General features: G+C 53.3%; 21 protein-coding genes, 1 tRNA gene and 1 pseudogene. 16 read left to right on the plus strand and 7 right to left on the minus strand.

The annotated features are described in order from the left end of the window. Positions 1-1,061 precede the first annotated feature (1,061 nt). The 3 genes from FZZ88_RS11505 to FZZ88_RS11515 all read left to right on the plus strand — a co-directional run bounded on the left by FZZ88_RS11505 (position 1,062) and on the right by FZZ88_RS11515 (position 4,326). Entirely contained in the window at positions 1,062-1,505 is a 444-nt protein-coding gene (locus tag FZZ88_RS11505) for a cupin domain-containing protein (protein ID WP_166017256.1), read from the plus strand. Between the two features lie 140 nt (positions 1,506-1,645). Further along, positions 1,646-2,107 (plus strand): FUSC family protein, encoded by a 462-nt coding sequence (locus FZZ88_RS11510; RefSeq protein ID WP_166017257.1) that lies wholly within the window; start codon positions 1,646-1,648, stop codon positions 2,105-2,107. A gap of 1,640 nt (positions 2,108-3,747) precedes the next feature. Beyond that, complete coding sequence (locus FZZ88_RS11515) at positions 3,748-4,326, plus strand: thermonuclease family protein (RefSeq protein WP_166017258.1); 579 nt, start codon at positions 3,748-3,750, stop codon at positions 4,324-4,326. Positions 4,327-4,560: 234 nt separating this feature from the next. Here FZZ88_RS11515 and FZZ88_RS11520 read toward each other — a convergent pair whose 3' ends face one another. Beyond that, a complete protein-coding gene (locus FZZ88_RS11520; RefSeq protein ID WP_226423686.1) occupies positions 4,561-4,842 on the minus strand; it encodes a hypothetical protein in 282 nt (93 codons plus the stop codon). Between the two features lie 107 nt (positions 4,843-4,949). On the opposite strand from FZZ88_RS11520, the gene FZZ88_RS11525 reads away from it, so the two are divergent. Next, the gene (locus FZZ88_RS11525) at positions 4,950-5,228 is read left to right on the plus strand and encodes a DUF3764 family protein (RefSeq protein WP_166017259.1); all 279 of its coding nucleotides are present in this window, start codon (positions 4,950-4,952) and stop codon (positions 5,226-5,228) included. A gap of 249 nt (positions 5,229-5,477) precedes the next feature. Here FZZ88_RS11525 and FZZ88_RS11530 read toward each other — a convergent pair whose 3' ends face one another. After that, the gene (locus FZZ88_RS11530) at positions 5,478-5,846 is read right to left on the minus strand and encodes a hypothetical protein (protein ID WP_226426187.1); all 369 of its coding nucleotides are present in this window, start codon (positions 5,844-5,846) and stop codon (positions 5,478-5,480) included. Positions 5,847-6,209: 363 nt separating this feature from the next. Then, complete coding sequence (locus tag FZZ88_RS11535; RefSeq protein WP_166017261.1) at positions 6,210-6,506, minus strand: hypothetical protein; 297 nt, start codon at positions 6,504-6,506, stop codon at positions 6,210-6,212. A gap of 369 nt (positions 6,507-6,875) precedes the next feature. Here FZZ88_RS11535 and FZZ88_RS11540 point away from each other — a divergent pair, with 369 nt between their 5' ends. The 8 genes from FZZ88_RS11540 to FZZ88_RS11570 all read left to right on the plus strand — a co-directional run bounded on the left by FZZ88_RS11540 (position 6,876) and on the right by FZZ88_RS11570 (position 10,303). Continuing rightward, positions 6,876-7,463, plus strand: coding sequence for a phycobilisome rod-core linker polypeptide (locus tag FZZ88_RS11540; protein ID WP_230332880.1), 588 nt, complete (start codon positions 6,876-6,878; stop codon positions 7,461-7,463). A gap of 24 nt (positions 7,464-7,487) precedes the next feature. Beyond that, complete coding sequence (locus tag FZZ88_RS11545) at positions 7,488-7,799, plus strand: ferredoxin (RefSeq protein ID WP_166017263.1); 312 nt, start codon at positions 7,488-7,490, stop codon at positions 7,797-7,799. Between the two features lie 599 nt (positions 7,800-8,398). Further along, positions 8,399-8,770 (plus strand): hypothetical protein, encoded by a 372-nt coding sequence (locus FZZ88_RS11550; RefSeq protein WP_166017264.1) that lies wholly within the window; start codon positions 8,399-8,401, stop codon positions 8,768-8,770. A gap of 215 nt (positions 8,771-8,985) precedes the next feature. Beyond that, positions 8,986-9,153: a DUF4278 domain-containing protein gene (locus FZZ88_RS12275; protein ID WP_166017265.1), complete on the plus strand. Its 168-nt coding sequence runs from the start codon at positions 8,986-8,988 to the stop codon at positions 9,151-9,153. A gap of 101 nt (positions 9,154-9,254) precedes the next feature. Then, entirely contained in the window at positions 9,255-9,491 is a 237-nt protein-coding gene (locus FZZ88_RS11555) for a hypothetical protein (RefSeq protein ID WP_166017266.1), read from the plus strand. A gap of 65 nt (positions 9,492-9,556) precedes the next feature. Beyond that, on the plus strand, positions 9,557-9,775 hold the full coding sequence (locus FZZ88_RS11560; RefSeq protein WP_166017267.1) for a hypothetical protein: 219 nt from the start codon (positions 9,557-9,559) through the stop codon (positions 9,773-9,775). A 38-nt stretch (positions 9,776-9,813) separates the two neighbouring features. After that, complete coding sequence (locus tag FZZ88_RS11565) at positions 9,814-10,053, plus strand: hypothetical protein (protein WP_230332881.1); 240 nt, start codon at positions 9,814-9,816, stop codon at positions 10,051-10,053. 40 nt (positions 10,054-10,093) lie between these two features. Next, on the plus strand, positions 10,094-10,303 hold the full coding sequence (locus tag FZZ88_RS11570; RefSeq protein WP_166017269.1) for a TFIIB-type zinc finger domain-containing protein: 210 nt from the start codon (positions 10,094-10,096) through the stop codon (positions 10,301-10,303). Here the strand turns inward: FZZ88_RS11570 and pepN are convergent. The 3 genes from pepN to FZZ88_RS11585 form a co-directional block, all read right to left on the minus strand. After that, positions 10,293-12,896, minus strand: a complete 2,604-nt coding sequence (gene pepN / locus FZZ88_RS11575) for an aminopeptidase N (protein ID WP_166017270.1) — start codon at positions 12,894-12,896, stop codon at positions 10,293-10,295. The two genes, FZZ88_RS11570 and pepN, sit on opposite strands and share 11 nt — an antisense overlap. Before the next feature lie 188 nt (positions 12,897-13,084). Next, on the minus strand, positions 13,085-13,462 hold the full coding sequence (locus FZZ88_RS11580) for a cAMP phosphodiesterase (RefSeq protein ID WP_206339188.1): 378 nt from the start codon (positions 13,460-13,462) through the stop codon (positions 13,085-13,087). Between the two features lie 139 nt (positions 13,463-13,601). Next, on the minus strand, positions 13,602-14,189 hold the full coding sequence (locus FZZ88_RS11585; protein ID WP_166017272.1) for a hypothetical protein: 588 nt from the start codon (positions 14,187-14,189) through the stop codon (positions 13,602-13,604). A 107-nt stretch (positions 14,190-14,296) separates the two neighbouring features. Here FZZ88_RS11585 and FZZ88_RS11590 point away from each other — a divergent pair, with 107 nt between their 5' ends. Both FZZ88_RS11590 and FZZ88_RS11595 read left to right on the plus strand, forming a co-directional pair. Next, positions 14,297-15,448, plus strand: a complete 1,152-nt coding sequence (locus FZZ88_RS11590) for a histidine kinase (protein WP_166017273.1) — start codon at positions 14,297-14,299, stop codon at positions 15,446-15,448. A gap of 47 nt (positions 15,449-15,495) precedes the next feature. Continuing rightward, a tRNA-Glu gene (locus FZZ88_RS11595) sits at positions 15,496-15,568 on the plus strand. A gap of 45 nt (positions 15,569-15,613) precedes the next feature. Here FZZ88_RS11595 and FZZ88_RS11600 read toward each other — a convergent pair. Next, positions 15,614-16,135: an SRPBCC family protein gene (locus FZZ88_RS11600; RefSeq protein ID WP_166017274.1), complete on the minus strand. Its 522-nt coding sequence runs from the start codon at positions 16,133-16,135 to the stop codon at positions 15,614-15,616. A gap of 161 nt (positions 16,136-16,296) precedes the next feature. Between FZZ88_RS11600 and FZZ88_RS11605 the strand changes: the two genes are divergently transcribed. Together FZZ88_RS11605 and FZZ88_RS11610 are read left to right on the plus strand one after the other, a co-directional pair. Beyond that, positions 16,297-17,487 carry an FAD-binding oxidoreductase gene (locus tag FZZ88_RS11605; protein WP_166017275.1) on the plus strand — a complete coding sequence of 397 codons (1,191 nt, stop codon included), beginning with the start codon at positions 16,297-16,299 and terminating at the stop codon, positions 17,485-17,487. Between the two features lie 154 nt (positions 17,488-17,641). Next, positions 17,642-18,323: pseudogene (locus FZZ88_RS11610) on the plus strand (glucose-6-phosphate dehydrogenase); the annotation flags it as partial.

Raw genomic sequence — 18,323 nt, forward strand, 5'->3', positions numbered from 1 at the left:
CTGTGCGCATTCATCCCTGACAAGGGTTAACCAACGGGGAACATTCATGCCCAACAAACAATCAGCCTCGTAAATAGCCATATCTCCTCAGATTTCAGCCAAAACACTGACTCTCCAGCTCTGTTGAGCCATCGTTGTCTCGGTGGAGCCTGAGTGGGGAAACTCAGCGTTGACGACCTTCTTAGCAGGGTCGTCAATCCTCCACCCCTTGCCTATTGCCCCTACTTTTGATTAGGGCTCGGAGAAGGTTTGTTTAAAGGGTTGCGTTCTGTAGTAAGTGACGCGTAATTCCGGCAATTGCCAGGGATAAGAACGATGAGCCGGTAGTTATGAATGCAGGGCTACCGGTGGCGGAACCGCGTTACTTATCGCTCAGTGATGTGGTTCCGTCCTGTTGCAGTAAGCGACTGACTGGCTCAGTCAGACTGCGCGTACTAGCGCAATACACCACTCAGCAAAAAGTGAAAGCAAATATACAAAACAAGCCCGATTGAGAACGTTGGAATAGTGAATCCCATAGCCATCTCGTGAAGGGTTTTACCTTAATAGGCTGATCAAGGAGGCTCTGCATCATTCAGCACACAAAACTTTCGGGAGCATTAATACTTAGCCTAAGCATTAGGTTCTTCGATGCACAGCAATGCCATTTTGTGGCACTTGACACACTCACCCCGTGCCTGCTGAAGCCATGATCTCTATACCAAGGTTTTACTCATGGATTCCCAACAGAAGGAATGCCAAGAATTGAGCAAACAGCTCTCTGTCTATCGTGCATTCAACAATCAGACCGCAGTAGCAGCAATCATGCGGCAGATGGCTGTCTCACATTGCCCAGTCGGAGCATCTAAGCCTCAGTAAGAGAAAGTGAGGTCAGCACAAAAAGCCGTGTCATCACACCTGCCCCATACGCAGATGAGCTTGCCTATCGGCTGACATCAGACGTGCAAGGGCGTTTCCGCGGCTGGCGCAGGTGTAGACGGCCAGTTCGTTACGGAGAGTCCATTATTTGGCCATGGAACCTCTCCTTATCGTGAGAGTGTGAATCATCTTTTTGGAGCCCCATGAAGCGAGTCGCATTGACTTTTCTTGTGCTCTTAGCATTGCCTTGTAGTCCGCTACAAATCCGCGCTGATGACGGTCATGGCGCGAAGCAACTTGGTGTCACGATCAAAGAGTTAGTAAATTCAACGAAAGAATGGGATGGGCAACCTCTGCCTGCTTACCCAGCTAGCCCACCGGAAATCAAAGTGTTAAGGATCAAGATTCCTGCCGGAGTGACACTGCCATGGCACTATCACCCCGTGATAAATGCGGCAGTCATCCTCAAAGGCCGTTTAGAGCCTTATTCAAAGGGTGGGATGACCAAGGCTTTTGGGCCAGGTGAGGCTCTGATTGAAGTTGTCAATACAGTCCACGCAGGGAAGGCTTTGGGCTCCGAAGATGTTGACCTAATTGTGTTTTATGCAGGCAGCCAAGGGCAGCCGACAACCGTTTTGTCCAAATGACGTTCATGCCTTGAGGGCTTCGCCTCGTCCACCGATGCCGCAACCCCAGGTGAATGCTTCGGCACAACGCCATTGAGGCGTGCGAAAAGATGCTCAAAACAAGCTGTCGACGGTGCTCACCGTCAGCGGGGTAAGGACAAATGCATTCCTTCATTAGCAGCCCACTTCAGACGGCGGTCGCTGCAGTTGTCTCGATGGGCTTAGCGCAAGCTCTTCATTTGCCAGACCCTTATTGGGCGCCTATCTCCGCAATCGTCTGCTCTTTAGATGCTTTTGAAGGGGCCACAGCCACGGCGCGTCGTCGCCTTTTAGGGACTCTTCTTGGCGTTCTTCTGGCAGCACTGCAAATCAGTTTTACGGCATACAACCTCATCAATTACGGACTGGCTATCGCTTTGCTGGGACTGCTATGTCGTGCTGCAAGGCTGCACCCAAGCGCACTACGATTTGGCGCCATAGCATTGACGGTGGTCGTGAGCGATCCAAACAAATCTGAGGTTTGGTTCACAGCTGGAGCAAGATTTATCGATGTTGCACTTGGCATAGCAGTTGCTCTCTTAGTGGTTAAAGCCTGGCCCAAAGGCAGCAAACAAGTTCAATGAACAAAAAGACGGGTTATCACAGCCATCATGCGCAGATGATCAAGTAACCACTAATAACAACAATTGGAGCAGTTTCGGGCTTGGCATTTTGCTCGTTCAAGACACCCGCATTGCCTTGATCCTTATAGGGGGAACTGGTGTCAGCACTACGAGCCAATGGCCCTGATGCCTTCAAGTGTTGGCTATCTGGAGGCCTGCAAGACCTTGGGGAGCCTGTAGTCGAGGAGTTGTTGCTGGACTGACTCTATTCGTTCCTAACGGTGGAAGAGCAGGACAGGCTGACGGGTTAGCACCTGGGCGTGAGCCTCTAACCAGGCAGGAATGCGCACTTATCCAATTCTCAGGCAACTCTTTTTTGTTTTGAATGTATTTAGTCAATCAAAAAGCGAAGGTGTGTTTACAGGGAGACAGCTTCAACCTCTTCAAAGGCTGATGATTACATTTTCATTCACTCTGTTTTCAATCTCTGCCTTATTCGTCGCGGGAGGCACACCCTTGGCCAGCATCATCATTGGCGGACTATGGGTCATAGGCATCTACTGTTTCCTGGAGGACCAAATCAACACTTTAGACGGCCATGATTGAAACTCTAATTGGTATTGATACCGGTCAGTTTTGCAAAGGTTTTACTCTGATTTCATCCTGCGTGATTGGATGCTTTATCGCCACTAAACTCTCGATTCCTAATGACTAAAAATTTTGACATCCATCCAGCATTAATAATCTCCTGCTTTGCAATGCTTGGAATTACTATTGGTACTGCGGTGGCAATGGAAAAGTTCCCTTTCTCGACAAGCCTAGACACCACAGAACTCGAAGCAGAAGATTTAGTGTACCGAGGCTCATCATCAGGTTCACTACGCCCTGGAATTGAAGTCAAATAACACCATTCAAATCAATCCATCGTCTTCATTCTCGCTGCACTACTGCTTGGCATCTATGCCAATGCAATCCGAATCATTCATTCTGATGAAGACTGATCAGAGGCCCCGTCAGCAATGGCGGGGTTTTTATATGCCAAAACGAACTGACCCGTGTTAACACTTCTCTATGGACTCCACTAAGAGACTTCTAGAAAAGCTCGTCGAGAGACGGATGCAGAACACTGGAGAGTCTCAAGCGGTAGCCACGGCAAACGTGATGGCAGCGTTCGAGAAGCTCAAGAGAAACGAGAACTAGCCAAAAGCTGGCTAGTCGCTGTACGTGATCGTGCACCGCCACCGTATTTGGAATACGTAGTTGAGCTTCTTGCAAAAAGTGTCAGTCACCGTCGCTCCTTCAGGTACACGGCGCATTGCCTTGGCTGTCGCGACCTCTTGTGACTGATCTGAGGCACGTGCTGTGTGCGAGTTATGGGCATACACAGCCACTGGGCTCAGGAACGCCAGCGAGAGAAGCGCAGCAAGTCGCATCGGCGTAGAACCCAGTACGTCAATTTGATAGCAGCGCCAAAGGGTGAGCATCTGAAGAAGTGCTGCAAGCTTTGGGTACCCACCTGGCAGAAGTAAGTGGGTTGGGCTCCTGAGGCTGGCTGAGGTTGGATCAATCCCTCGGTTGGGGGATGGGGACCCCTGAAAACAGCCAGAACAACCACTCGGATAGGGGAGGTGCAATCAGTTCATCGAGTCAAAGCTGAAGCCATGAAACGCACTCTTCTCACCGTCACGGCGCTGGCTGTTGTTGGCGGCGGGGTGTGGGTCAAGTCATCAACAACGCCAGGGGTCTCAGCTGTCATCACATCAGTGACTGATGGCGACACCGTCCGACTGGAGACCGAAGACGGGAGGAAGCTCAGGGTCAGGCTGGCCTGCATTGATGCGCCCGAAGGCAATGTTGAAGGCCACGGTGGTGCCGCTGCTAGACGCCTGGAGGAACTGACCCCCGTAGGCGCCACCATCCGTTTTGTGGAGCTTGGTTCAGGTGGCTGGGGCCGTCGCGCCGGTGAGCTGTATTCCGGACGCTGGCCCTTTTACACAAATGCCAACCGCAAGCTGGTTGCCGAGGGGAAGGCCGTTGTCTATCCGCAGTACCTCAGCAAGTGCAATCGCTCTGATTACTGGTGGGACGAGAAGTGGGCCCGTGTCTTTCGCCGTGGTGTCCAGGGTGATGGCAACTTCTGCAATCCCTGGAATAGTCGGAGGGGCTATTGCCCTGACAGCGACAAGCGAGGTCTCAAGTTCTGGTGGGACTCCCTTTGGATGAATCCTTGGAAGATGTGAGGGGGGCCGCGAAGGGAGGCTGAATCATCACGCGACCCAATCAATCGAGCCCCAGCCTCCTTCCCTGAATTGCTGGCTGCCATCCTCTCCATCGGTGCTGTAGAGCTACACAACGGCGGGCTTCAACCTCAGACAGAAGATGCTGAGAAGGAGAGCACCGGAAGAAGTGCTGCAAGCTTTGGGTACCCACCTGGCAGAAGTAAGTGGGTTGGGCTCCTGAGGCTGGCTAGTCAGTCAGGATTCAGAATCCAGCAGCTCAATCTGCACTTCACGCCCTTTCAGCCTATTTAGGATGTCGCGGCTGTGATCGATGGGCGATCCGTAGTACTCGAAGTCCATCTGGAACTGCGGCAGGACGGAGCGCAGTCCACGACGTTTCTGTCGAGCCAAATAACGATGAAAGCGGTTGAACGACCTTGATCGGCTCATGGCACCTCCTTCAGTGGTGACTCCGTTGTAAGGCGTCTTCAGGGGTGAGAACTGTGTTGGAACAAACCATCGGGAAAGCTGCAGCATGCATAAAAAAAGCTGCCAGCTCAGGGCACCGACCTGGCACAAGGAGATGGGCTGGGCTCCTGAGGCGGGCTAAAAGAGGTCTATCGCGAATAAAAGCCCCTTAAAAGATGACAGAGACAACTGTTCTGGACTTCAAGCTCAGCAACACGTTTGAGGAATATCGCGCATATATGAATGCGCCTGATCAGCAAGCGATGTTTGCCGAGATGGGAGTCAAGACCTTCTTTATCGGTGTCTGCAAAGACGACCCCCAAAGAGCGACAGTGATATTTCAAGGACCCGAAGACGTCCTCTACAACATCTTCACGAACCGAGAGACCAAGCCGATTGTTGAAGCTTCTGGTCATGTCTATGAAGGCACCGTGATCACTCGCTGGCTTGCGTAGAACCCTCTGAAGAGCAGTCAGTGAGCGCCTGAGGCTGGCTAATCAGCGGGGAACACTCAAGGCAGTCACGTTTGACCCATGACACGAGACACCCGCAAAGTCCCATTCCTGCTTGGAGAACTCGTTGCAGCAATGTCGCTACACTTATCACTATCAATGCAGCCATCCAATTGAAGGAGCGCTGATTGCACTATGGATGCAAAAGAAAACCGATAACAAGTATAAACTTCCGCCAAAAACAAGAAGCCATCAAATAAGTCCGATAGTAGCGAATAGACCTTTGCTCAGAATCATTAATAGGCATATTGAGGTGCCAGCTACCAAACTAAAATTAACTAATTGAAAAATCACTGGGCTCTGCAGCAATTCCAACTGTGCCGTCGGCTTTTGATCTTGATGAGATCCTTCCCAATAGGCGAAGACCAAACCCTTCTTGGCCACAAGCTTGTCACGAGTATTTAGCGAGCCGTAACCAAACTCACTAATCATTTGCGATTGCTGCTTAATTTTTTTACTCTCAGCCATAAAAACAGACTGTATCCAATTACTATGCGCGCGAATACCAATCACAATCCAAAAGATTACTGGAATGCACACAAGGATGTTTAGATAATCCATTAGACTAAAATCATATTCTGCCCATTAAATTCCTGAGCAGCTATTACTTTGATCACAGTCGCGCTGACATATCTTCCATTCCTCTGATTATTTTTGGCAAAGACGGCCAAGAATAGATGCAATATGCACACAAATTTGCTACGCAGAAAGGGCGCCTTGGCTAACCTTATACGAAGCATCCAGAAAAATGCCTCGAAAAGAACCACATAAAAACTAAACTCAACTAGCCTTGATTGATTATTACCTACTGCTTACTCATAGGCCATTGAACTACCGGGTAGCAATTTCATTGACAATCACGGCTTTAGACGGGCATTGAATTTCCTATTGTGATTCCGGGCTTCTTTTAATTGGAGCAGAAGCCTATTTCTTTATTGCAGCTGCCTGCTCGGCCGAAGCAGATTGTTCTTTCACACTTGCGGACGGGTTCTGCTGACCCTCTGAAGTCTCGCTCTTTGTTGCAGATGTTTTTTTATCAGATACAGATTTTTCTTGTTTGACTGCTTTTTCTTGTTTGGCTGCTGGCTTCTTTTTTGGTTTCAGCTTGCTTGCATCCAGAGCACTTTCACCAAAAGATTTATAACCCAGCAAGACCAGTCCGCCGACCACAGGGATCGAAGCGATACCACCCATGGCAATTTCAAATCCACTTAGAGCCATCTTTCATTTAAGCAAATACAATTGCAATACTGCACGATAAAAGCATTTCAGGATCTCAAAACGCACCATACGCAAGTATCAAATGGTCAAAATTTTGACTCTTTTTTGCATGGCAAATGTTTTGAACCTTCATTCTACTGTCACTTATTGTCTTGCCTCTTATTCTTTTGATGTAATTCTTATATTAAAGAATTTCCGGGTTAATTGGCCTCCCTTTCTTCCAGGGCTCGTTTACGATTCAATCTATCAAGCCAGAACTCCCGAGTTGACGCTATAGCAGGTCGCTTACCTGAGCGTCGATCAGATCTATCGGCAGAATTAGCATCTGAAATAATCGGGAAGTGCTACCGCCAGATTTTTTTTCATGCGATGTCTTTTGATCGTGATCCTTTTCTGGAATCACAATTTCAGTCTGGCAGCATCACAGTAAGGGATTTCGTAAGGGGCTTGCTGCTCTCTGAGCGTTTTTACAATGGATATGTTGCATGCAACAATAACGAGAGAATTGTCGAGCAGGTTGTAGGGCGGGTTTTGGGCCGTCCTGTTTATGGTTCAGACGAAAAGAGGTCTTGGTCTATTGTTATTGCTGAGCAAGGATTTTCAGGATTTGTTGATGCTGTTCTTGCCTCTCCTGAGTATTTTGAGAGATTTGGCAATGATGAGATACCTGAACAAGTTAATCGAACATTGCCAGGTCGTTCTCAGGGTGAGATGCCCATCTATCAGCGCCTGCCTCGCTATGGAGAGAGTTGGCGCGAGCGCTTGATTCGTGATGAGTTGATGTTGTCTATAGATGCTTTCAATAAAATTAGTCGTCCAATGACGGTATCCCGTCTGATTTACGAAAAGCCAAAGGGTCGTCTTCTCAAGCTTTGGCTTCTTTTCTTAATTGTTGGTGGCGTTGGAAGCCTTTACTTGGTGCTTTTAATATTCAGCCAAATGTTCACGATCCGCTGAAATCTTTATGCCAGCTTGATACAGATGTACACGCAAAAAAATCCGGTTGATGCAGCTTTTTTATCACATTCTGAACAGCTTCGTAATCTTCGTACGGGATCCGAACCGTCTTTAGGCGGAGGACTTCGTGACAAAGCAGTTTGGGTTGAGGAAATTGACTGCATTGGCTGCCGTTATTGCGCACATGTAGCGTCCAATACTTTTGTGATGGTTCCAGAAACAGGTCGCTGTCGTGCGATTCGACAAGACGGTGATTCAGTAGATCGAATCCAGGAAGCGATTGACACTTGTCCCGTCGATTGCATTCACTGGGTTGATTTTAAAGACCTCAACTAAACATGAGCCATTTACTCCCAAAGGAGCTTATAACCATGATTACATCAGCAGTGGCTTCTTTTATTAAATCAAAAATTCAAGAGTCTGGCATGTTAGGAGCTATTTCTTTTTTATTGGCAAATACTAACAATTAAAATTCTCAAAAATTGCGCAATTGAAGATGCGCTATCGACAGACAAATTCATCGGCTGATGTTTATTTCAAGGCTTGATGCTCCCGGTTACTACCGCCCGTAGCCGGTCGGTAATGGTTGGCTCGTGAGCAGCCGGTGAGAAACGCTGATCTGACTCCTCCCCTTCAAAAGAGGAGCCAGGCTGTGCATGCTGTGTCGGCGTGGGAAAGATCGCTAACACTCAGCGCCCAATGACCATGCAGGGGCCAATGGATGGAGGTGTGGACCCTCCAACAACACCATCACCCGGCGATGGGTTCAATGCTGTTCCTATGAGGCGAAAGCAGCGACCATATGAGCCGCAGCAATGTTGTGGCTTAAATCAGCTTCAGTGAATCATGCTGGTCTGACTCCCGGACCTCTTATTGGCAAGGCGTCAGGGCAGCGACCAGCGCCCTGAGAGAATCAACCCAAAACGAGAAAGCAGGTGGGCAAAAAGTCTGGCTTCACCAGTGCAGAGATCGAAGAGATCAAGCGTCTGTATCTGAAGGAAGGTCGATCGATTCTCCAGATCCCCAAGATCCTTGGCAAAGGCAGTGAAAACTCAGTGCGCAACGCACTGCAAAAGGCACGAATCAAAAATGCACCCGAAGAACGTATCAAGCTTGATCGGTTCAAGCCAGAGCAAATCTATGGAGAGGTCACCCTCTTGAAACGACTCACAAAATCAAAAAAGCTGAGATTCCACGCGAGATGCTCATGTGGTTATGAATTTGATGTTGACCCTTTTCGGCTGACATTGCCAGAGCATCACAAAGACAGAATTTCTGCCTGCCAACGGTGCAGTAAAGAAAAATAATCGCCAATACTTCGCGCTCTTCATGACAACTGAGACGACAGTCGATAAATAGCAATAGACACTTTTCCCTGTCAGGCCAAGGCCAGAAGGCGGTACCTGTATCAAGCCGAGGCAATTTTAACAATGGCTAAAGAATGAAGTATCCAGTGGAACCTTGCGGGCCAGCAGCAACGATGTAGAACTTGAAAACATTTTTATTCACGCCCTATTCAGCCATGGAACTCACTTTCTTGGGCAACAAATATGCAAAGTCAGAGAAAGTAACTTCCAGGCCAACAATCCAACTCAAATACATGGGTAAATCCTATCGAGCTGATCAAGTCAATTTGGTTCGTAATTCCTTTGTTCTGACTTATCGCGGCGTCTCCTATTCCAAGGCCTGAACAGGCTCAGGGGCCACCCCTGCCCTGTCGCCGCCGGCCTGAGCCCGGATGGGGCAGCAGAAATTACGGCGAAAAGATCAAGCATCAGCAAAAATGGCTGGATGAGATTTCTGGTCACAGCCCTCATCGCGTCATCGGCATTGACCTTGCCGGTGCTGAGTGCGGAACCGATTCCCCTCGTGGTGGTTCCTTTTGACGCGGCATGGGGATCGCGACGTCTTCCCATCCAGCCAGCAGCGCTTCTGCCCCCACCGCCAGTCCCCGACGCGAATCAGGACGCGGAATCCAAAACTGAACCGAGACGTCAGGGCCGCCGCTGGTGCCGTGGCCGTTGCTAAAGCCACCAGTGCTGTCGCACAAACGCGTTTTGTGTAAACCGAAGACATCACTTCTGACTCCAATCATGCGACGTGCGGCGCTGGTGATGGCCACAATCCTTTGGGGCTCCACGGTTCTCGCAGGCGGAAATCGGGCCACAGCCCAGGGGGCCTCAGAGCAGTTCGCCACCGCAGAGGCCATGCGCGTGGTCCCAAAAGGGGCAACGATCACCGACACAACCTGCAAAAGCATTGATGTGGGATTCAGCAGCCGCTATCAGTGCACCATCACTTACAGCCCCTGAGCAGATCAATGAAAGGCTTGCTTGCTCCATGTTGGGCCTTGCTGCTGCTTGGAGTACCGGCCGCGGGACGCGCCGCATTCGATGAGTGCCAGCTGATGGATCAGGTGCTGAATCGCCTGGGCAACGCCATGGCAATCAATCGAGCGATCATCGCTGAAAGCACTGACAGCGCAGCTGTTGCTGTTGCGAGCGAGGCTCTTACCCAACAGAACGAGAGCTATCGACGCACGAAACGTCAGCGCTCCAAAGCAGGCTGCGATGGCTGGGAACGGGACTAACGGATGCCAGGCAAGCTGGTGGAACGATGATTGAGAGACCTTGGCCGTCACCGTCTGCCAGAACTGCGGAAGCCGTCGGTTTCGTGCCGATCGATCCATGGCCGGTCGGCTGGTCTGTCAGAACTGCGGTCTTGCGGCAGGGAGCCGAGCCACACGCCCAACGCCCCTGAGCAGTAGGCGCAGCAACAGAAAGTTGTGGCTCGTCATCCTGCTTCTGGCGATCATCGTGCTTGTGGTGATCACGTCATGAGCAACTGAACAACCTCGGCCGTGTTTGCAGACAGGGGCTCGGATGCCAGCTGTTCGATGGCCTGACGCATCACCTTCTGGCGGTCGGATCCGTAACTGTTGCAGCGACTGAACACCTTGGCCATCCGTGAAGCTGTGATCGGATTCCGGGAATCAACCGCTGCGATTTGCTCAGCCATGAACCGATAGCCACTGCCATCGGCGGCATGAAAGGCCTGCACATTGGCCGTAAATCCGCCCAGGACGGCGCGGAGGGAATTGGGCGCCAGGGGGTCGAAACGCGGATGCTCCAAAAGCTGTTTCACCCGCTGCAAAGCGTTGGACCTTGGAGCTGATGCCTCCATCGCAAACCAGGCATCCAGGATCACGGGCTTGTCTTGCCAACGGTCGTAGAACAGCGCCATCGCCTGCTCACGCTCAGCGCTCTCCTGCGGCAGCAAAGCCCGCAGCGCTCCCCGCGCCAGGGTCATCGAGGGGCCAGAAACCGCCGCCAACGCCTCCGCTTGAACCGTGGCATCGCCCGCGGCGGCAAGCCAGCGCCAGGCCAAGGCCGTGAGGGCACGGCCGCCCTGGCCAGCCGGCCAAGCCAGGGTCCAGTCGACCCGGGCCAGCTCCAGGAGTCGTCGCAAGGACGACTGCAATTGAACGCCCATCTCCTGGGTCCACGCCCGGAAGGCTTGGTCCAGCGCCAGCGGATCTACCGGGGATTGCAACGCCTCCAGTTCAGCCATTCCCGGCAGCGCCAACAGTGCCGCCAGGTCCATGCCATCACCACCGTCGTAAGCGGAGATCCGCTGATCCAGGGCCTGAATCAAAGCCGCCTCCTCGGCAGGCTTCGGCTGGTTGTCAGCCCGCGCCAACAGCACCTGGCGTGCCAAACGCTGGGCTGCATCCCAACGGCAGAAGGGGTCATCATCGGAGGCCAACAGCTGCAGGCACTCCTCCAGCGGCTGGTCCAAACGCACGTGGACCGGCGCCGAGAAGCGGCGAAGCATCGAAAGGGCAGGGGGGGTGTCGCCGGGCTGGCCCTGCAGGGTGATGCTGGCGTGCTGGGCTTCCATCACCAGCAGCTGTTCCTCACCGATGCGACCCTGATCCCCCACGAGAGCCATGGCAATCGGCAGCACCAGGGGCTGTTTGTCCGCTTGTCCTGGCGTGGGGGGCGTCGACTGGTGCAAGTCGACCGTCAACCGACCCAATTCGGAATTCCACTGCCGCGAAATGTTGAGTTCCGGTGTTCCAGCCTGGTGGTACCAGCACTTGAAGCGCTCCAGATCAAATCCCAGGGGTTGTCCATCGCTGGTGGCGCCATCAGCGATGGCCTGAACAAAGTCCTCAGTTGTGGCGGCCGTGCCATCAAAACGTTCCACGTACACCTGCATTCCCTTCATGAACCGCTCAGGCCCAAGCAAGGTGCGAAGCATGCGGATCAATTCCGCGCCTTTTTCATAGATGGTTGTTGTGTAGAAGTTATCGATTGCCTGGTATTCCGATGGCTTCACCGGGTGGGCTGTGGGGCCAGCATCCTCGCGGAATTGGGTGTTGCGCAACATCGAAACATCCTCGATTCGCTTCACCGCTTCTGAATGCAGATCTGCCGTAAAACATTGATCCCGGAAAACCGTCAGTCCCTCTTTGAGCGACAGTTGGAACCAATCCCGGCAGGTGATGCGATTTCCACTCCAATTGTGAAAGTATTCATGGGCAATCACACTCTCGATGCGTTCCAGCTCGGCATCGGTGGCGGTCTCTGCATCGGCAAGAACAAGCTTTGAATTAAAAATATTCAGGCTCTTGTTTTCCATCGCGCCCATGTTGAAGTGGCGGACGGCAACGATGTTGTACTCGTCAAGGTCGTATTCGAGGTTGTAAACGGATTCATCCCACTGCATGGATCGCTTCAGCGACGCCATCGCATGGGCAGTGAAGGGTTCATCCCCCTCCTCCACATGCAATCGCAGGGTGACCTGCCGGCCCGACGCTGTTGTGTAGTGATCTCGAATCTCCCTGAGGTCTCCGGCCACCAAGGCAAACAAATAGGAGGGCTTGGGGAAGGGGTCATCCCACGTGACCGCATGACGATCAGCGCCAACGCGCTCGGTCTCTATTGCATTGCCATTGCTCAACAACACAGGGCAGCTGCTGCGACTGGCCTCAATCCGCACCCGCCAACGGCTGAGCACATCTGGACGATCCGGATGCAGGCTGATGCGCCGGAATCCTTCCGCTTCGCACTGGGTGCTCAGCAGACCACCACTGGCATACAAGCCTTCGAGAGAGCTATTGGAGTAGGGGTCCAGACGGCAACGAGTCTCCAGGACAAACGGCTGACCCGGCACGTTGGTAATGGTGAGACGTCCGTCCGTGAAGCTGTAATCCTCTGGCTTCAACGGCGTCTGGTCGATCGCGAGAGATTCGATGGCCAGATCGACGCCGCACAACACGAGGGGCTCACTGGAACGACGCGGTTGAAGGCTGAGCCTGGAGTTAACAACGACATGATCGCTCTGGATGTTCACATCAAGAGCGATGTCGGGAAGATCAAATGCCCATGGCGTGTAGTCCGCGAGACGAATCGAAGCAGCTGCAGTCATGGGCTAACGACGCAAGGACACAACGATCCTGACGGACGGCATCCAAGACTGGGGCTTTTAAGCCAAAGATGAACCTCTGGAACACCAGGAGAGAAACTAAATACTATCGATTCATCCAAAGATCGGAATCGTACATAGCCAGTCCAATCGAGATATTTATTACACTAAAAACGGGAGAGGAGCTATAGCTATTTCTTGGCGGGCTTCAAGGACGCGGCTGCTTTTTCAAAGCGTGCTTTCTCTGCGGCCGGAACTGATTTAGGACAGAACTTCAAAGCGCCGCCTACGACCATGAAACCAGCATTGTTCAAGAACTGCTTCTCAGGCAAAGGAGTCTTGGAGCCGGGGAGCAAACCGCCATGCTTGCCGTAGATCACATGCAACTGAGCGGCAAGAGCAACGGCAAGAGACTTGCTGAAATCGATCTTCTGGGCCCTCGCCTCACAGAAGGTGGCGATCGACATCACCCCGTAAGTATTGACATCCATGGCCGTAGCAGGGGTGGACTTGGCATTTGACGCCTGAGCCAGGGCGGTAGCCGGCGACAGCAGTGGAGCTGCCAGCAAAAGAGCAGCTGCAGCGAATGAACGACGAATCACCTTGTTTCTCGGACAGCGTCAGTTTTTTGCAACTTACCGCCCAAGCCAAGGCTGCACGAGGGCAAGGCGCGGTTGTTGAACTGGGACAACAGCAGAACGGAACTCCCTATTCGTCGTCGATCAGCGGCAGGGAATCGGAAAGTCGAATCTCGTGATGGTGCTCAACGATGGAGAGATCACCGTTCTCCCAGCTGTAAATAGCGCGGTAGCGGTAGCGGTCCTGATCCACAAGCCGAATGTGCTCAAGGATGTCCCATTGCTGATAGTGGGATTCGAGGATGGTTTCGTGCTCATCCACCTGCCGGATCCTGGTTCGCACCGGGTCTCCAGCGAGGTAACCACGACTTCGCTGGAGCTGATGGCCCCACAGCGTGGCCTCCATCACCCCTGTGCGTTCAAACCAAGGCTTCCGTGCAAAAAATTCGTCGGAATGCTGGTCCTCCTGGTCGGACCACCAGCTGAAGCGGTACCGACTCTCGCCGGCCTCGGGATGGGCGAAGGCCTCCATCTTGAGGTTCATATCCAAATGCAGCACCTGGTCGTCACTGAAGGTGTATTGCCGTCTGGAACGCCAGACCCCCAAATTGCGGTTGAACCAGCGACGCAGGCTGCTGTCGACCTGAATCGTCGGCTGGACAGCCACTCCACCGGGAGCGGTCAGAGGAACACGGTTTTGCGCGGAAAAAAGCGACATGGACCGCCTCGATGACGCAATGGAGTGTTCTTCATCGTCTTAGCTCTGATGGCGGTTTAGTCAAAAACCCATAAGGTAAGCATCGGTTTTTGTTGTCTTGAGTCCGCGTGGTGAAGGACGGTCCCAAGACCCATCAGCCGTTGAAGCTATTGCTGGTAGCAGCGCGACACCACCTGTCTGGCCAGGATCTTCGTTCCGTGGTGCAGTTTCTGGAACGTGAAGACCTGGGCTTCGAAGTCACCCTGCAGGTCGCTGATCCCTCGCACCAACCCGAACTTCTGGAACTGCATCGCCTTGTGGTGACGCCAGCCCTCATCAAACTTGCTCCAAACCCGAAACAGGTTTTTGCAGGAAGCAACATCCTTCAGCAACTCAAAGGGTGGGTGCCGCGCTGGAAACAGGATGGGGTGGTAAGCGGTCTCGGCCTCAGCCTCAGACCCACGGAACTTGATGGGAGTCGGACCCAAAAGGAACTCCAACTCGAGGATCAACTCTTGGTGCTACGTCAAGAGAACGAGACACTGATCGATCGCGTTCATGCCCAAGAACGCTTGTTGCGCATGGTCGCCCATGAACTGCGCACACCGCTCACGGCAGCGGCGTTAGCCCTGCAAAGCCAGCGCTTGGGACAGATCGACATGGATCGCTTTCAGGATGTGATCACCCGCCGCCTGCAGGAGATGGAGGCGCTGTCAAAGGATTTGCTCGAAGTGGGAACAACCCGTTGGGAAACGCTGTTCAACCCGCAACGGCTCGACCTTGCCAGCGTTTCTGCCGAGGTCATTCTCGAGCTCGAAAAATTGTGGTTGGGCCGAAACGTTGAAATACAAACTGATATCCCCGCTGATCTTCCCAAGGTCTTTGCCGACCAGCGCCGCATGCGTCAGGTGCTGCTGAATCTCTTGGAAAATGCCCTGAAGTACACCGGGGATGGAGGGCACATCTCGCTCACCATGCTGCACCGCACCAGCCAGCGGGTAGAGGTCAGTGTTTGTGACAGTGGTCCCGGTATTCCGGAAGCGGAACAACAGCGAATTTTTCTGGATCGGGTCCGTTTACCGCAAACCTCCGACCAAACCACCGGGTACGGCGTGGGTCTGGCGGTCTGCAGCCGCATCGTTGAAGTGCACGGCGGCAAGATCTGGGTTGTCTCAGACCCTGGAGAAGGAGCCTGCTTCACCTTCACGGTGCCGATCTGGCAAGGACAAGGTGTCGAATGGGGACAGGCTGTCTTGACGGAGGGTCCGACCAAGCCCTAGTGTTCACAAGTGATCAGGAGCACTGACTGCTCGCTCATCACGGCCTCGCCCCCATCGTCTAGAGGCCTAGGACACCTCCCTTTCACGGAGGCGACAGGGGTTCGAATCCCCTTGGGGGTATAGACAACATCGCGAATTCAATTCGCGATGAATTGAGCAGCGACTTCAGCCGTTTCTTCGGTGCGCTTCCTGCACCACAGCGCTCAGATTGCTGGAAAGATCATCGCGTAGACGCTCTTCAATCAAACCAATCGGCATGCCTAGGCAGCCTTGAACCGTCAGCTCGTAGAGCAGTGAGCTGCCGTCTGGACGTTGACGGATCTGCCACGACCCTTCAAACCGCCTGAAATCACCTTTCACCATGCGGAACTGCAGCAGTCCGTCGTGGCGATACTCCGTCAACTCCAACTGAACCTGGGCTGAGAACCGAAGCCCCAGGAGCTGCTGACTGCCCACCTGCTGAAGCCGCACCGTCTGGCCTTGGCGCTGGATCAGCTCGCTGGAACTGAGGTTGGGGATAAACCGGGACAAATTCTCGTAATCCGTCAGCACTTCCCAGAGGAGCTGAACAGGCATCGAAGATTTCAGTTCCGCAGCGAGCCGACGCGCACCCTGGGGCAGGCGCTCCATGGTCTGCTCAATCGCAGTCGCAGAATCGCTGGAGGTTTGAAGCCCACGTCCAAACATTGTCTGGGGGAGAACCAAAAGAGGCGCCGAAGAGAGAGACCGAACCTGGGGATCTTAAGGACGTCATCTGAATCACATCAGATTCTGTTCCAAACAGCAACCATTTTGTGTGAAATCGAAGGCCACGCCTATAGTCGCGCCACAAAAAGCAGGTAATTTCAATGCGGGTGTCCAATACAGCGACAGAACATTGCAATGAGGTTCTGTTCACTGTTGTGGCAAGTGGTCCCCAGGTCGGCTCACAAGCGTCCGTGGTTCAGACCTACACCGTTGCTATGAACCAGTTTTCCGCACTTTTCAAGCGATTGGGGGCCAGCGGCGCCAAAATCGTCTCGGTGAATGGTGTGGAAGTAGAGCATTCAGCTGCTCCCGTTGCCGCCACTCCGGCACCTGCCAAAAAAACCGCCAAAAAACCCGCTAAGAAAGCCGTGACGTCAAGCGCCCCGAAGAAAAAGCCCCACGCCGACGTACCGGTCAACACCTACAAACCCAAAACACCGTTCATGGGAACGGTGACCGAGAACTACTCCCTTCTTAAGGACGGTGCGATCGGTCGAGTTCAGCACATCACTTTTGATCTCGCGGGTGGTGAGCCTCAGCTGAAGTACATCGAAGGCCAGAGCATCGGCATCATCCCCGAGGGTGAAGACGCCAAAGGAAAACCTCACAAGCTGCGGCTGTACTCCATCGCAAGCACACGCCACGGCGACAACCTCGAGGGCAACACCGTCTCCCTGTGCGTCCGCCAGCTCGAGTACAAGAACGATGCCGGCGAACAGATCTACGGGGTCTGCTCCACTTATCTCTGCGACATCGAACCCGGCACCAAGGTGAAAATCACCGGACCGGTTGGCAAGGAGATGCTCCTGCCTGACGATGAAGACGCCAACGTGATCATGCTGGCGACGGGCACAGGCATCGCCCCGATGCGCACCTATCTCCGCCGGATGTTCGAGCCCCGCGAACAAGACACCAACGGGTGGAAGTTCCGCGGCAAAGCCTGGCTGTTCATGGGCGCGCCCAAAACAGCCAACCTTCTCTACGACGAGGATTTCCTCCACTACGAGAAGGAGTACCCCGACAACTTCCGCTACACCAAAGCGATCAGCCGAGAACAGCAGAACGCTAAGGGCGGCCGGATGTACATCCAGGACCGTGTTCTGGAGCACGCCGAAGAGATCTTCGCCATGATCGAGGATCCCAAGACCCACGTTTATATGTGTGGTCTTCGCGGCATGGAGCCGGGCATCGACGAAGCCATGACAGCAGCAGCGGCTGCCAAGGGTCTCGACTGGTCTGAACTGCGCCCGCAGCTGAAGAAAGCCGATCGCTGGCACGTTGAAACCTATTGATCGATCGCCTTGAGATCGTTTCCTGTCCACCCCTCGGGGTGGACTTTTTTTTTCGGTTGAAAACAAAAGCTTTGATCAACACGGAAACAAAGCAGCAAGTCCATGTCTGTTGCCAGTTCCGTGCCTAAACCAGCGTCAGAAGCCTGGACGCTCCATGGTCGCCACGATGACAAACCCCCTACGGGTTGGACTGCGACAAGAGCGCGTGATTGCGCCGCAGTGTCTGGTGATTTTCGGCGCGAGCGGTGATCTGACCCACCGCAAGCTGGTTCCAGCCCTTTTCGAGCTGTTCAAGCAACGGCGACTGCCCAGTGAGTTTGCCCTACTGGGCTGTGCACGACGGCCGTGGAGTGATGAGGAGTTCCGCGGAAAGATGGCGGAAGCGCTCTCCAGCACCATCAAGGACGACCCCCAGGCCTGGGAGCAATTCGTCAGCAAACTCTTCTATGAGCCCGTCGACCTTCAGAAACCTGAGGATGTTGTTCGGCTCGGCGGACGGCTCGAGCAGATCGATCAACAGTGCGCCACCCGCAGTAACCGCACGTTTTACCTCTCTGTGTCGCCCAAGTTCTACGGCAGTGGCTGCCGCTCACTCGCCGACGCAGGCCTGTTAAAAGATCCCAAACGCAGCAGGGTGGTGATCGAGAAACCATTCGGTCGCGACTACGGCAGTGCCCAGGCCCTCAATCGTGTGGTCCAGACCTGTGGGCAGGAGAACCAGATCTTTCGCATCGACCATTACCTGGGCAAGGAAACCGTCCAGAACATCATGGTTCTGCGCTTTGCCAACACGATCTTCGAGCCGATCTGGAACCGCAATTACATCTCCAGTGTTC

The sequence above is a fragment of the Synechococcus sp. PH41509 genome (assembly GCF_020514285.1).
Taxonomy (GTDB): domain Bacteria; phylum Cyanobacteriota; class Cyanobacteriia; order PCC-6307; family Cyanobiaceae; genus Parasynechococcus.

Excerpts from the sequence above, each read along its gene's own strand:
- FZZ88_RS11510 (WP_166017257.1), top strand. The coding sequence starts at position 1,646 with ATGCATTCCTTCATTAGCAGCCCACTTCAGACGGCGGTCGCTGCAGTT.
- FZZ88_RS11585 (WP_166017272.1), bottom strand. The coding sequence starts at position 14,189 with ATGTCGCTTTTTTCCGCGCAAAACCGTGTTCCTCTGACCGCTCCCGGT.
- FZZ88_RS11560 (WP_166017267.1), top strand. The coding sequence starts at position 9,557 with ATGCGACGTGCGGCGCTGGTGATGGCCACAATCCTTTGGGGCTCCACG.
- FZZ88_RS11515 (WP_166017258.1), top strand. The coding sequence starts at position 3,748 with ATGAAACGCACTCTTCTCACCGTCACGGCGCTGGCTGTTGTTGGCGGC.
- FZZ88_RS11530 (WP_226426187.1), bottom strand. The coding sequence starts at position 5,846 with ATGGATTATCTAAACATCCTTGTGTGCATTCCAGTAATCTTTTGGATT.
- FZZ88_RS12275 (WP_166017265.1), top strand. The coding sequence starts at position 8,986 with ATGGAACTCACTTTCTTGGGCAACAAATATGCAAAGTCAGAGAAAGTA.
- FZZ88_RS11505 (WP_166017256.1), top strand. The coding sequence starts at position 1,062 with ATGAAGCGAGTCGCATTGACTTTTCTTGTGCTCTTAGCATTGCCTTGT.
- FZZ88_RS11545 (WP_166017263.1), top strand. The coding sequence starts at position 7,488 with ATGTACACGCAAAAAAATCCGGTTGATGCAGCTTTTTTATCACATTCT.
- pepN (WP_166017270.1), bottom strand. The coding sequence starts at position 12,896 with ATGACTGCAGCTGCTTCGATTCGTCTCGCGGACTACACGCCATGGGCA.
- FZZ88_RS11600 (WP_166017274.1), bottom strand. The coding sequence starts at position 16,135 with ATGTTTGGACGTGGGCTTCAAACCTCCAGCGATTCTGCGACTGCGATT.
- FZZ88_RS11605 (WP_166017275.1), top strand. The coding sequence starts at position 16,297 with ATGCGGGTGTCCAATACAGCGACAGAACATTGCAATGAGGTTCTGTTC.
- FZZ88_RS11520 (WP_226423686.1), bottom strand. The coding sequence starts at position 4,842 with ATGCTGCAGCTTTCCCGATGGTTTGTTCCAACACAGTTCTCACCCCTG.
- FZZ88_RS11525 (WP_166017259.1), top strand. The coding sequence starts at position 4,950 with ATGACAGAGACAACTGTTCTGGACTTCAAGCTCAGCAACACGTTTGAG.
- FZZ88_RS11540 (WP_230332880.1), top strand. The coding sequence starts at position 6,876 with ATGTCTTTTGATCGTGATCCTTTTCTGGAATCACAATTTCAGTCTGGC.
- FZZ88_RS11535 (WP_166017261.1), bottom strand. The coding sequence starts at position 6,506 with ATGGCTCTAAGTGGATTTGAAATTGCCATGGGTGGTATCGCTTCGATC.
- FZZ88_RS11555 (WP_166017266.1), top strand. The coding sequence starts at position 9,255 with ATGAGATTTCTGGTCACAGCCCTCATCGCGTCATCGGCATTGACCTTG.